Consider the following 12,419-nt stretch of genomic DNA (forward strand, 5'->3'; position numbering starts at 1 on the left):
CACTCCTTTTTTGGGGAGATTAACGAGGGACTTTCGTTAAATATCCTTTGTCTAATAATAGTTTTCTTAATTCAAGCATGGCTGTATAGGTAGCTAAAATATGGACATAGTCGGTTTCGGCACTTTCAACAGCTTTTATAATTTCGTCGAGGGATTCTTTTTGTTGGATTATATCAGGAGAAATACCAGCTACTTTTAAGCGTAAGGTCATTTCTTCTTTTTTCATGCCACCGGTAATCACGGATTGGATTGGAAAATCTACAATTTGTTCATAGTGACCGTCCCAAATCCAAGATACATCGGTTCCATCGGCATACCGATTATTCAAGAGGGCGACCAATGTGAAAGGATGCTGATCTAATCCAATTAATTCTAGAACTTGATTTAGGCCAACAGGGTTTTTCACTAAGTTGAGTAGGACCTTCTTGCCGTTGACCTCGAAGAATTCTTGGCGACCAAAGACGCGTTCAGCTTTTTGGAACCCCTTTTGAATTTGCTCAGGCTCTAGATCAAAGAAACGAGCAAGGCTATAGGCAGCCAAGGCATTATAGATATTATAGAGACCTGCTACTGGGATCTCGAAAGTTAAACCGTCAATTTGGAACCGGGAATGAGTAAGAGCAAGTTCCTCTAACTTCGTCACCCGATAATTTAGTTGAGGTCGATGATGTCCGCATTTTGGACAGTAATACTTACCTAAGTTTGCGTAAGTTATTGATTTATAGTGCAGTTGAGCTTGGCATTTTGAACATAAGATGCCATCCGTATTATAGTGGGGAATAACTTCTTGATCTGCTTGGTGATCAAAGCCGAAGTATTGGCATGGATTTGGAAGTTCAATGCTGTTAAAAATAGGCGAATCTCCGTTGGCAATAACGGTAGCCTCGGGCGCTTGTTTTGCAGCATCGGCCATTAAACGATAAATCGAATAAATTTCCCCATAACGGTCCATTTGGTCGCGAAAAACATTAGTATGAACAAAGGCCTTAGGCTTTAAGTGAGACACGACATGTTTGAGCGACCCTTCATCAACTTCTAGAATGGCTAGGCCACGCTGGCCAGCAACCACTTTAGGGGCAGCAAGAAAAGTTGATACAATTCCTTGTTTCATATTTGACCCTGTCGGGTTCGTGACAATTGTATCGTACTTCTGTTTTAAGGCTTCGACAGCCAAAGCCGTAGTAAGTGTTTTCCCGTTGGTTCCGGTGACAATGGCTACATCGTAATCTTTAGCGAGTTCAGCCAAGACGTTGGCATCAATTATTGTCGCTATTTTTCCAGGTAAACTGGATCCTCCCCTAGTAAAACGCGTTAACCCCCAACGTGTCAGTCGACCGACATTGATGGCTAACTTGCCTTTAATAGACATAAGACAGCTCCTTTATATTTAATTTTTAGTCTTGATTTTTAAAGAGTGTAATTATTTTAGCAATCTTTAACTAGAATGAAAAGTCTTTCCTGATTATGACTCAGCAAGTTTCAGGATATCTAATTGACTAGTGGCTTTTATTATTTTAATATGAATAGCTGAGAAAATAAATAAAAAGATCAACCGAGAAAGGTGATGGAAACGGAATGGCCCAATTTTATTTTAAATATGGCGCAATGAATAGTGGTAAATCAATTGAAATCATTAAAGTGGCCCATAACTATGAAGAGCAAAATAAGCCCGTCCAAATTTTCACCAGTATTCTCGACGATCGAGTAGAAGTAGGAAAAGTGGCTAGTCGTATTGGTTTTCAACGGGATGCGATACCAATTAGTCCTGAGATGGATTTATTTACTACTATTGAAGCTTTAACGCCTAAACGTTATTGTATCTTGATTGATGAAGCTCAGTTTTTAAGTAAAGCTCATGTTTTGCAACTCGCACGCGTAGTTGATGAATTAAATATCCCTGTCATGGCTTTTGGCTTAAAGAACGATTTCTTAAATGAACTTTTTGAAGGCTCCAAGTATCTCTTGTTATATGCCGATAAGATTGAAGAAATTAAAACCATTTGTTGGTTCTGTCATAAGAAAGCAACGATGAATTTGCGGATTGCCGATGGCAAACCTGTTTATGAAGGGGAACAAATTCAAATTGGGGGCAATGAATCCTATTATCCGGTTTGTCGCAAGTGCTACTTTAATCCTGGCGAAATTCGCCAAATCTAACTAATAATGGAATAGTTAAAGGAGAATGTTATGTTTGAACAATTGGATTCCTTAATCTTTCGTTTTGAGGAACTACACGAATTACTTAGCGATCCATCTGTGATTGCTGATTCTGACCGCTTACGTCAATTGACAATTGAAGAAGCGGATCTCAGTCCAAAAGTAACCAAAATTAAGCGCTATAAACAGGTGAACCAAGAAATTTCTGATGCCGAGGATATGTTAGGTGAAACGTTAGAAGCTGACATGGCTGATATGGTTAAGATGGAATTATCCGAATTAAAGGACGAAAAAACCCGTCTTGAAGAAGAAATTAAATTCATGATGCTGCCAGAAGATGAAAATGATGGGAAGAATATCATTATGGAAATTCGCGGAGCAGCGGGTGGCGATGAGGCCCAGTTATTTGCAGGTGATCTTCTAAATATGTATACCCGGTATGCGGATAGTCAAGGTTGGAAAACAGAGATATTAGATGCCAATATTACTGGAATCGGTGGATATAAAGAAGTTACTCTGATGATTACCGGGAATAAAGTCTACAGCAAATTGAAATTCGAAAACGGAGCTCACCGGGTGCAACGGGTACCAGAAACCGAATCGCAAGGTCGCGTTCACACTTCTACAGCGACCGTTGTGGTGATGCCTGAAGCGGAAGAAGTCGAATTAGATTTACGAGATGAAGACATCCGTGTGGACATCTACCATGCTTCCGGAGCCGGTGGACAACACGTCAACAAGACGGCATCAGCTGTCCGTTTGACCCACATCCCAACTAATACTGTCGTGGCGATGCAAGATGAACGGTCTCAATTAAAGAACCGTGAAAAAGCTATGAAGGTTTTACGAGCGCGGGTCTACGACATCATTAAAAATGAAGCTCAATCCGAATATGATGCTAACCGTAAATTAGCTGTCGGTACGGGTGACCGTTCGGAACGAATTCGTACATATAATTTTCCTCAGAACCGGGTGACAGACCATCGGATTGGTTTGACTATCCAACAATTGGATAATATTCTTTCAGGGAAATTAGATGAAATTGTCGATGCCTTGGTCTTATATGATCAAACGCAAAAATTGGAGGAACTTAATGGACCTCAAATCTAGTCGGACCCTGGTTGAAGCTCTTAATCGAGCTTCAATTTTTTTGGCAGAAAACGATAAGGACCCTGGTTTGGTTCGCCAATATTGGCTACGAGCGTTTGATTGGGATTTGACGCAATTGGTTCGATCCTTGTCAGAGCCTGTTTCAGACCAGGATCTCCTTTATTTTCAAAAGGTCATTGAACGAATTGCAAAGGATGAACCTCTACAATATATTTTGGGATACGAAGATTTTGATGGTCTGCGTTTTAAGGTAAGTCCAGCAACATTGATTCCACGTGAGGATACTTTTGGCTTAGTTCAACAAGCAAGTGCATATATTAGCGATAATGATAAATATAATGGGTGCTTGCTCGATATAGGGACTGGTTCAGGGATCATTGCCATCAGTATGGCGAAACGTTTCCCGCATTTAAAGGTGATAGCAAGCGATATTTCTTCAACAGCTCTAGCGGTTGCTAAAGAAAATGGGCAGACTCACTGCGTTCAAATTGATTGGTATTTAAGTGATCTCTTTGATGAAATAAAGGGTCATACATTTGATGTGATACTATCAAATCCACCCTATATCGCCCAAGATGAAATCAAATTGATGGATGAATCTGTAATAAAATTTGAACCCCACCAAGCTTTATTCGCTGAACAGGATGGTTTAGCTATCTATCAAGCCATAATCAGTCAGGCTAAGGATTTTTTAAATGATCAAGCTTTTCTGGGCCTCGAAATTGGCTTCCGTCAAGCTCAAGCAGTTATGGCTTTGTTAAATCAACACTTTCCTGGTCAAAAAATTTGGAAACAAGAAGATTTGGCTGGGCATGATCGTTATGTATTTATGGAATATAAGAAGGAGGAAAAGCGATGAAAACACACGTATTTGATTATCAAACCCTTAAAGAAGCCGCAGCTTGGGTTCGTTCGGGTGAGCTTGTTGCTTTTCCAACTGAAACGGTCTTTGGTTTAGGTGCTATAGCTAATAATCAAGAAGCAGTGGCAAAAGTCTTTGAAGCTAAAGGGCGCCCGTCTGACAACCCATTAATTGTCCATGTGGCTAAGCCGAAGGATGTAGAATTAGTGGCCGAATCTATCTCGCCTTTAGCACAAGCCCTAATGGAACGTTTTTGGCCCGGGCCTTTAACGATTATTTTCCCACTTAAAGCTAATATCTTGCCTAGCAACGTAACGGGAGGGAAAAATAGCGTAGCCGTCCGTATGCCTAAAAGCTTAGAGACTCTGTTGATGATTGAAATGGTAGGTTTTCCTATGGTAGGTCCTAGTGCCAATCGGTCCGGTAAGCCAAGTCCAACACTTATTGAACACGTCATACATGACTTTGATGGTCAAATTGCAGGCGTTATTCAGCCCAGTAAGCCGGTTGAGATTGGGGTTGAATCGACAGTGGTCTTGCCGCAAGAGGATCGTATTTTAATTTTGCGTCCGGGGGCTATTACTCAGTCAATGTTAGCCAGCTTGGGTTATCCTGTAGAAGAGGTATCAGCTCGAGAACAATTAGCTCGACCGGAAGTCCTTTCTCCTGGCGTAAAATATCGACACTACAGTCCAAAGCAACCTGTATATATGATTCCGGCTAACGCTAGTATTAGCCAATGGCATATCTTTGTAAATAAATTTGAACACGTGGCTATTTTGGCTGATCAAGCGATTTTGCAGACTTTATCATCAGCTAATCTAGTAGCTCATTATAATTTGGGTCCGGTAGGAGATATCGCTGCTGCTACAGCCAATTTATTTGCTGGTTTACGCGCTTTGGAAGCGAGTGAGGCAAGCGTCATCCTTGTCCAGACTTTTGATGATTTGGAAAATGAAGCCGCGCATGCCTATATGAATCGGTTAAGCAAAGCGGCCGAATCTATGTTATAATGAAAAAAATTTTGTTTTTAAGCAAATGTTAAAGAATTATAGGGGGAATATACATGGCAAAAATGGTAATTATGGATCATCCATTAATCCAACACAAATTAACAATTATTCGGGATAAAAATACTAATACTAAGATTTTCCGTGAAGTCACTAACGAGATTGGCATGCTTATGGCTTATGAAATTACACGGGACTTGCCTTTAGAAGATGTCGTCATTGAGACACCTCTTGTTAAATGTACCCAAAAACGCTTATCAGGTAAAAAATTAGCTATTATTCCAATTTTACGAGCTGGTTTAGGCATGGTTGATGGCATTCTAGATTTGGTTCCAGCCGCTCGTGTTGGTCACATTGGGATGTATCGCGATCACGATACCTTAGAACCAGTTGAATACTTTGCCAAATTCCCTCAGGATATTAAAGAACGTCGTCTTTTTGTAGTGGACCCTATGTTAGCTACCGGCGGTTCAGCTATCTGCGCTTTGGATTTATTAACTCAAAAATATGGCGTTGATCCAAATAATATTACTTTTGCTTGCTTAGTAGCGGCACCGGAAGGAATCAAAGCGTTACAAGCTGCGCATCCTGATGTTGACATTTATGCAGCCGCTCTTGATGAACGTTTAAACGAAAACGGCTATATCTTACCTGGTTTAGGGGACGCTGGCGACCGAATTTTCGGAACTAAATAAGACCAATCATCCTGCGAACCGTTTCCACTAGTTGAGACGTGTTCGCTTTTGATTTTAGAGGAGAAAAATAGATGGCAAAATTTAGTAAGTTTTATTTGAAAACGCCACAAGAACGACTTAATCTATTACAAGAAAATGACTGGATACCAGTGGAGGTACCGCAACTAGATTCAACCATTGCCAATCAAATGATTGAAAATTATGTTTTTAATTATCAATTACCTTTGGGCCTAGCGCCCAATTTTGTCATTGATAGTCAAGAATATGTTTTGCCTATGGTGACTGAAGAACCATCAGTCATTGCGGCAGCTAGTTTAGCTGGTAAAATCCTGGGTGATATTCAGACTAGGATCATTTCACGCGAATTAGTTGGTCAAGTCGTGATTCCTCAGGTCACTAATCCGGATGCGATTATTGAGAAATTAGAAGCAATTGCCGACTTTCTATTAGATATCGCAGCCCGTAATTGTCCCAATATGGTCGCTCGCGGTGGAGGTTTGCGGAAGATTTGGTTTAAAAAATTCCGCGATCAAACGGATTATTTTGTAACGATCTATATCGCCTTGGATCCGTGCGATGCGATGGGGGCTAATGTTATGAATACCGTTTTGGAAAATATTACCCCAACGATTGAACACGTGACCGGTTATCCAGCTTTGATGTCGATTTTATCTAATCATGGAACCCATGCTTTGTTCGCAGCTGAATGCCAAATTCCATTAGACCGTTTAAATGCTGATCCACAATTAGCCTTGGCAATTGCTAATCAAATCGAGCAGGCTAGTCGTTATGCCATGATTGATCCTTATCGAGCTGTTACTCATAACAAGGGAATTATGAACGGTATTGATGCTTTAGTATTAGCGACAGGCAATGATACGCGAGCAGTTGAAGCGGGTGTGCATGCTCATGCATCGCGGAGTGGACGTTATCAAGCCTTGACTCAATGGACTTATGACGAAAAAACGAAGCAATTATTAGGAAAAATTGAATTACCATTAATGCTTGGCAGTGTGGGAGGAACGATTTCAATTCATCCCATTGCCCGTTGGTCATTAAGCTTGTTGAAACAACCTGATGCGAAGACCTTGTCACGCATTGTTGCGGCTTTAGGCTTGGCTCAGAATTTTGCAGCCATTCGAGCCTTAGTTACTGAAGGAATTCAAAAAGGTCATATGACCATGCAAGCGCGTAGTCTTGCTCTACAAGTTGGTGCTGAAATTGATGAAGTTCCTCTTTTAGTTCAAGAACTAAGTCAACATAAAGCGATAAACAGTAGTTTAGCTAAAGAATTATTAATCAAAATTAGAGCGAAATAATTGAGTCTTTTCTTTGAAAAAACTGGATTAATCTTGCGCTACTGCAGGCAACGTGATAAATTAAAGTCTCAATAATCATTCTAATAAAGATTTAATTTTGACGAGAAATTAGTAGCAAAATGGAGGGTATCGTGAATAAGACAGTTGGTATTGATAAAATAGGGTTACATGTTCCATATAATTATTTAGATATGAAAGACTTGGCTCAAGCTCGTGGAATCGACCCTAACAAACTAATTATTGGTATTGGTCAAGAAAAGATGGCAGTGCCCATGGTCTGTGAAGATGTTGTTTCGATGGCTGCTAATGCCGCGAACCATATTCTAACCAAAGAAGATCGCGAACAAATTGATCAAATTATTTTTGGTACCGAATCTGGGTTGGATTTTTCTAAATCTAGTTCAACCTATCTACATGAATTACTAGGGATTCAACCGTTTGCGAAGTCTTTTGAAATAAAACAGGCATGTTATGGTGCTACGGCAGCTTTACAGATGGCTTGCGATTATGTTCGTTTGCGTCCAGACCGTAAGGTTTTAGTCATTGCGGCGGATATAGCTCGTTATGGCTTGTCAACTTCAGGCGAAGCTACTCAAGGAGCTGGGGCTGTGGCCCTCTTGATTTCTGCAAATCCACGTATTTTAGCCCTTGATATGTCATCGATTAGCTATACAACTAATCAATTTGATTTTTGGCGGCCTCATTATTCGGATGTGGCATTGGTTGATGGAAAATACTCGATTGGAATCTATCAGTCTGTATTCAATGCAATTATGCACCAAGCTGAAGTGAAAATGCCAGAATCCGTAAAAGAATTAAAGGCTATTATTTTTCATTTACCTTTTACCAAAATGGGTAAAAAAGCTTTAGATGCTTTTGAAATTGATGAATCATCGGTCCTAACCGTTCAGGAGAAAAGTCAGTTACTAGAAAAATGGCGACAAGCTTATCCAGCAAGTATTACCCTGAATAAACAAGTGGGTAATATATACACGGGTTCAATGTTTTTAAGTTTAATATCCTATCTTGTTTATGCACAAGAAGCAGAGTTAACGGGTAAAGTTGCATTGTTTTCGTATGGTTCAGGTGCTGTAGGCGAACTTGTCTTTGGTGAGTGGGTTCCTGGCGCTAAAGAAGTCATCGATCAAGAAACTATTTTGAATCAGTTAGAAACGCGGCAAGCCTTGTCGATTGAAGATTATGAACGCATCTTTATGGAAAAAGTACCTCAAACAGATGATGTTTTTGAAATTAGTGATTTCCCTAAAAGATCCGGTTTTTATTTAACTCATGTTGATCATCATCGTCGCCAATATCAATTCGTCGACCGTCATTAATAATAAATTTAGTCCGGAATCTGATCCGGACTATTTTTGTTTTGAAACCAAATATTTGATTAAATATTATTTTAATAGAAATATAACTTTCAAAAAATAATAATATTTTAATTCGGTCAATGTTAGAAAAACCAAGAGTTTGTTGTTACGTATTATTATATTACGTTTCAATTTTATACTATATTTTTAATTAGAAATCGAGGTTTGTTTGAAAACGGTTTATTGGTTTGTTTTATTATTTTGAAAGTGCTAGAATGTCTCTGATAGTTTAATAATGGAATTTTGAGCACTTTTTAAGGCTACGGATACGTTATAGTGTATCCATGGGATTAATTGGTGCTCGATTCAATTAGATAAACTGAACTAAACGAAGAAGGAAGGTTAAGAAAAGTGGAAAAATCACGCATAATCAATGTGTTGGGCTTGCCTATTAGTCTGAACACTTTGTTTGCTTTGATTGTGACAGTCCTAGTAATTTGGGCTGTATGTGTGTATTGTACTCGCCATCTTTCCGTGGAAAATCCTTCTAAACCACAGTTGTTTTTGGAGTGGTTGGTTGATTTTATCCGTGGTGTTGTTGGTGGGGCCATAACCGATAAACATTCACAAATGTATCAGTTATTAGGACTGACACTATTGTTGTTTGTTTTTGTATCTAATATGTTGGGTTTACCTTTACTATTAGATATCAGTGATTTCTCTTACTGGCGAAGCCCGACAGCCGATCCGGTAGTGTGTTTATCATTAGCTCTGTTAATGATTCTTTTATCACATTATCTTGGAGTAGAAAAAATGGGCTTTAAAAACTATATTGTTAATAGTTATTTAATGCCTTCTAAGATGTTGCTTCCGATAAAGTTAGTGGAAGAGTTTACGAATACACTAACGTTGGCTTTACGCCTTTACGGAAATATTTTCGCTGGGGAAGTCTTATTAAAGCTCATTGCTACGATGGCTAATCAAGTCGGGGTAGTTACTTGGCTGGTCGGTCTACCGATGCAGATTATCTGGCAAGGATTTTCGGTATTTATTGGCGGCATTCAAGCCTATATCTTTGTAACACTAACCATGGTTTACTTATCGCATAAAGTTGAAGCAGAGCATGAATAAGGCTCAATAAATATTTAAAGGAGTTTATTAATTATGAATGGAATCGCAGCTGCTATCGCAGTATCTATCGCCGCTTTAGGTGCCTCTATTGGGAATGGTATGGTTATTTCAAAAACAATTGAATCAATTGCTCGCCAACCAGAATTAGATGGAAAATTAAGAATGACAATGTTTCTTGGTGTTGGATTGATTGAAGCAATCCCAATTATGGCAGTCGTTATTGCCTTCTTGTTAGTTTTCAGATAAGCAACCCAAGTAGCTTAGGGACGGAGGAAGTTTAATATGAACTATCTAATATTGGCTAGCGAGAATACTTCATTGGGCCATACTTTAGTGACCCTAATAGCGTTTATTTTATTGTTATTAATCGTTAAAAAGTATGCATGGGGTCCTTTAATGGAAATTCTCATTAAGCGCGAAACAATCGTTAAAAATGATTTGGAGTCAGCGGCCAAAGCTAAGAAAGATAGCTTTGAAATGAATAAAGAAGCTCAAATTAAGTTAAAAGATGCTCGGGCTGAAGCGACTCAAATTATCTTGCAAGCAAAAAAACAAGCCTTACAAATTCAAGATAATATGCTGAAAGAAGCTAAGGATGAAGTCGTTCGCATGCAAGAGGCCGCCCAAAAAGATATCGAAATGGAACGTCGACGCATGTTGAATGATATGAAGAACGAATTAACCGATATTTCTATCGAGATTGCAGAAAAAATTGTCCAAAGAGAGATCAACAATGATGACTATGCCCGTCTTGTTGAAGATTTCATTAAAGGGATGGATGAATTATGATGCCGGAAGAAATGCAAAATATGCAAGATGCCGTAACTCGACCAAAACAAGTTGAAGATGAATTACTTCAAAAAATTCAGACTGAACGCTTATCAAAAGCGGTTAAAAAGATGAGTCAACATCTTCAAAATTCAGTTAATAAAGAAGTTGTTCGTGATATTAATCGAACAAATTATGAGAATGATTTAGTGGCTAAATTGATGGAGGATATTACTGACCGTCAAAAAGGTCATAGTTCTATTATTGACGAAGACAAAACTGAAAGTTTGATGATTACTAGCGCTGTTCCTTTAACTGATGAGCAAAAGGAACGAATCGTGCGTAAATTTATGGAGAAATGTCAACGCCCAATTCGGCGTATTACTACTGTAACCGATCCCTCATTGTTAACAGGGGTGCGTTTACAGAGTGATTCATTTTATTATGAATTAACGGGTCAAAAAACCTTACGAGAATTGCATCAGTTTATGAGTAAAAGTTGGATGCAGGGAGATGAGAAATAGTGAGTTCCGAAATGTTAGAAGAAAGATTGCGCCATCAAATTCGCTACTTTCAATCAAAAGAACATATTGAAGAAATTGGAACGGTGACTTATATCGGGGATGGTATTGCCCGAGCCGTAGGGTTAGAAAATGTCATGGTTTCTGAAATGGTGGAATTTGCCAATGGTTCGATTGGAATGGTGCAAAACCTTGAGTCCAATGATGTTGGTATTATTGTCTTTGGGGAATATGTTAATATCCATGAAGGTGATTTAGTACGCCGATTAGGGCGTATTATGGAAGTTCCGGTAGGTAAAGAATTATTAGGACGAGTCGTCGATCCACTTGGTCGCCCATTAGACGGGTTAGGTGAATTAGGCGCGCGTAAAACTCGCCCAGTAGAGGCTGAAGCACCTGGAATTATGGATCGTCAAAGTGTAAAGCAACCTTTACAAACGGGTATTAAAGCCATCGATGCTTTAGTTCCAATTGGTCGTGGCCAACGGGAATTAATTATTGGTGACCGTAAGACAGGTAAGACAACTTTAGCTATTGATACAATCCTGAATCAAAAAGGCAAAGATGTCATCTGTATTTATGTTGCTATCGGGCAAAAAGAATCAACTGTTAAAAATATTGTATCAACGTTAGAACGATATGGGGCCTTAGAATATTCTGTAGTGGTGACAGCATCAGCTTCCCACCCAGCTCCATTACTTTACTTAGCTCCTTATGCAGCAACTGCTATTGGAGAAGAGTTTATGTATGAGGGTAAACATGTTTTGGTTGTTTATGATGATTTATCAAAACAAGCAGCAGCTTACCGGGAAATGAGTTTGCTACTTCGTCGTCCGCCGGGTCGGGAAGCTTATCCAGGGGATGTTTTCTATCTCCATTCACGTTTGCTAGAACGTTCAGCAAAATTATCGGAAGAATTGGGTGGCGGATCATTGACGTCCTTACCGATTGTTGAAACACAAGCTGGTGATATTTCAGCTTATATTCCAACCAATGTTATTTCGATTACTGACGGACAAATCTTCCTAGAGAGTGATTTATTCTTCTCAGGCGTTCGCCCGGCAATTAATGCGGGTCTATCTGTATCACGGGTAGGTGGTTCAGCTCAATTAAAACCAATGAAACAAGTATCTGGTACCTTGCGGATTGATTTAGCAAGTTTCCGGGAACTCGAAGCCTTTACTCAATTTGGTTCAGATTTAGATGCGGCTACTCAACAGAAATTAAACCGTGGTCGACGCACCATCGAAGTATTAAAACAACGTTTGCATAAGACCTTAGATGTTGAAAAACAAATTGTCGTTTTATATGCTTTAACTCATGGTTTCTTAGATTCGATTCCTATAGAGTCTGTTTCTGACTATGAGGACGGCTTATATGAATTTTTAGAAACACATTATGATGTTGTATTACATGATATTGTTCGTCATCAAGCACTTCCTGAAGAAGAATTGATGGATAACATTTTAGAAGAATACACCAGTCAATTCCGTCCGGCGTCTAATGCGGCCGCCAAAATGGAATTTTAAG

At 39.2% G+C, this 12,419-nt stretch carries 13 protein-coding genes; 12 read left to right on the forward strand and 1 reads right to left on the reverse strand.

What is annotated here, in order from left to right; translation table 11 throughout:
- Positions 1-19: 19 nt before the first annotated feature.
- Complete coding sequence (locus tag EIH20_RS01120; protein ID WP_124057519.1) at positions 20-1,369, reverse strand: Mur ligase family protein; 1,350 nt, start codon at positions 1,367-1,369, stop codon at positions 20-22.
- 206 nt (positions 1,370-1,575) lie between these two features.
- Between EIH20_RS01120 and EIH20_RS01125 the strand changes: the two genes are divergently transcribed.
- From EIH20_RS01125 to atpA, 12 genes are all read left to right on the forward strand, one after another.
- Positions 1,576-2,157, forward strand: coding sequence for a thymidine kinase (locus EIH20_RS01125; RefSeq protein ID WP_124057520.1), 582 nt, complete (start codon positions 1,576-1,578; stop codon positions 2,155-2,157).
- 30 nt (positions 2,158-2,187) lie between these two features.
- Positions 2,188-3,267 carry a peptide chain release factor 1 gene (gene prfA, locus EIH20_RS01130; protein ID WP_124057521.1) on the forward strand — a complete coding sequence of 360 codons (1,080 nt, stop codon included), beginning with the start codon at positions 2,188-2,190 and terminating at the stop codon, positions 3,265-3,267.
- On the forward strand, positions 3,251-4,126 hold the full coding sequence (gene prmC / locus EIH20_RS01135; RefSeq protein ID WP_164470832.1) for a peptide chain release factor N(5)-glutamine methyltransferase: 876 nt from the start codon (positions 3,251-3,253) through the stop codon (positions 4,124-4,126). Before prfA ends, prmC begins: the two co-directional genes overlap by 17 nt.
- Entirely contained in the window at positions 4,123-5,142 is a 1,020-nt protein-coding gene (locus EIH20_RS01140; protein WP_124057523.1) for an L-threonylcarbamoyladenylate synthase, read from the forward strand. The genes prmC and EIH20_RS01140 overlap by 4 nt, the downstream gene beginning before the upstream one ends.
- 53 nt (positions 5,143-5,195) lie before the next feature.
- On the forward strand, positions 5,196-5,834 hold the full coding sequence (upp, locus tag EIH20_RS01145; protein WP_124057524.1) for a uracil phosphoribosyltransferase: 639 nt from the start codon (positions 5,196-5,198) through the stop codon (positions 5,832-5,834).
- A 71-nt stretch (positions 5,835-5,905) separates the two neighbouring features.
- Complete coding sequence (locus tag EIH20_RS01150) at positions 5,906-7,153, forward strand: hydroxymethylglutaryl-CoA reductase, degradative (protein WP_124057525.1); 1,248 nt, start codon at positions 5,906-5,908, stop codon at positions 7,151-7,153.
- Between the two features lie 131 nt (positions 7,154-7,284).
- On the forward strand, positions 7,285-8,490 hold the full coding sequence (locus EIH20_RS01155) for a hydroxymethylglutaryl-CoA synthase (RefSeq protein WP_124057526.1): 1,206 nt from the start codon (positions 7,285-7,287) through the stop codon (positions 8,488-8,490).
- 390 nt (positions 8,491-8,880) lie between these two features.
- Complete coding sequence (gene atpB / locus EIH20_RS01160) at positions 8,881-9,600, forward strand: F0F1 ATP synthase subunit A (protein ID WP_124057527.1); 720 nt, start codon at positions 8,881-8,883, stop codon at positions 9,598-9,600.
- 33 nt (positions 9,601-9,633) lie between these two features.
- On the forward strand, positions 9,634-9,846 hold the full coding sequence (gene atpE / locus EIH20_RS01165; RefSeq protein ID WP_124057528.1) for a F0F1 ATP synthase subunit C: 213 nt from the start codon (positions 9,634-9,636) through the stop codon (positions 9,844-9,846).
- A 36-nt stretch (positions 9,847-9,882) separates the two neighbouring features.
- A complete protein-coding gene (gene atpF, locus EIH20_RS01170) occupies positions 9,883-10,389 on the forward strand; it encodes a F0F1 ATP synthase subunit B (RefSeq protein ID WP_124057529.1) in 507 nt (168 codons plus the stop codon).
- Complete coding sequence (locus tag EIH20_RS01175) at positions 10,386-10,892, forward strand: F0F1 ATP synthase subunit delta (RefSeq protein WP_124057530.1); 507 nt, start codon at positions 10,386-10,388, stop codon at positions 10,890-10,892. Before atpF ends, EIH20_RS01175 begins: the two co-directional genes overlap by 4 nt.
- A gap of 11 nt (positions 10,893-10,903) precedes the next feature.
- A complete protein-coding gene (atpA, locus tag EIH20_RS01180; RefSeq protein WP_124057531.1) occupies positions 10,904-12,418 on the forward strand; it encodes a F0F1 ATP synthase subunit alpha in 1,515 nt (504 codons plus the stop codon).
- Position 12,419: the final 1 nt, after the last annotated feature.

Source organism: Vaginisenegalia massiliensis, from assembly GCF_900604935.1.
GTDB lineage: Bacteria > Bacillota > Bacilli > Lactobacillales > Aerococcaceae > Vaginisenegalia > Vaginisenegalia massiliensis.

Bases quoted from the DNA above. Each gene is read 5' to 3' on its own strand.
- EIH20_RS01175 (WP_124057530.1), top strand. From the start codon at position 10,386: ATGATGCCGGAAGAAATGCAAAATATGCAAGATGCCGTAACTCGACCA.
- prfA (WP_124057521.1), top strand. From the start codon at position 2,188: ATGTTTGAACAATTGGATTCCTTAATCTTTCGTTTTGAGGAACTACAC.
- atpE (WP_124057528.1), top strand. From the start codon at position 9,634: ATGAATGGAATCGCAGCTGCTATCGCAGTATCTATCGCCGCTTTAGGT.
- atpA (WP_124057531.1), top strand. From the start codon at position 10,904: ATGTTAGAAGAAAGATTGCGCCATCAAATTCGCTACTTTCAATCAAAA.
- prmC (WP_164470832.1), top strand. From the start codon at position 3,251: ATGGACCTCAAATCTAGTCGGACCCTGGTTGAAGCTCTTAATCGAGCT.
- EIH20_RS01140 (WP_124057523.1), top strand. From the start codon at position 4,123: ATGAAAACACACGTATTTGATTATCAAACCCTTAAAGAAGCCGCAGCT.
- EIH20_RS01150 (WP_124057525.1), top strand. From the start codon at position 5,906: ATGGCAAAATTTAGTAAGTTTTATTTGAAAACGCCACAAGAACGACTT.
- upp (WP_124057524.1), top strand. From the start codon at position 5,196: ATGGCAAAAATGGTAATTATGGATCATCCATTAATCCAACACAAATTA.
- EIH20_RS01120 (WP_124057519.1), bottom strand. From the start codon at position 1,369: ATGTCTATTAAAGGCAAGTTAGCCATCAATGTCGGTCGACTGACACGT.
- EIH20_RS01125 (WP_124057520.1), top strand. From the start codon at position 1,576: ATGGCCCAATTTTATTTTAAATATGGCGCAATGAATAGTGGTAAATCA.
- atpF (WP_124057529.1), top strand. From the start codon at position 9,883: ATGAACTATCTAATATTGGCTAGCGAGAATACTTCATTGGGCCATACT.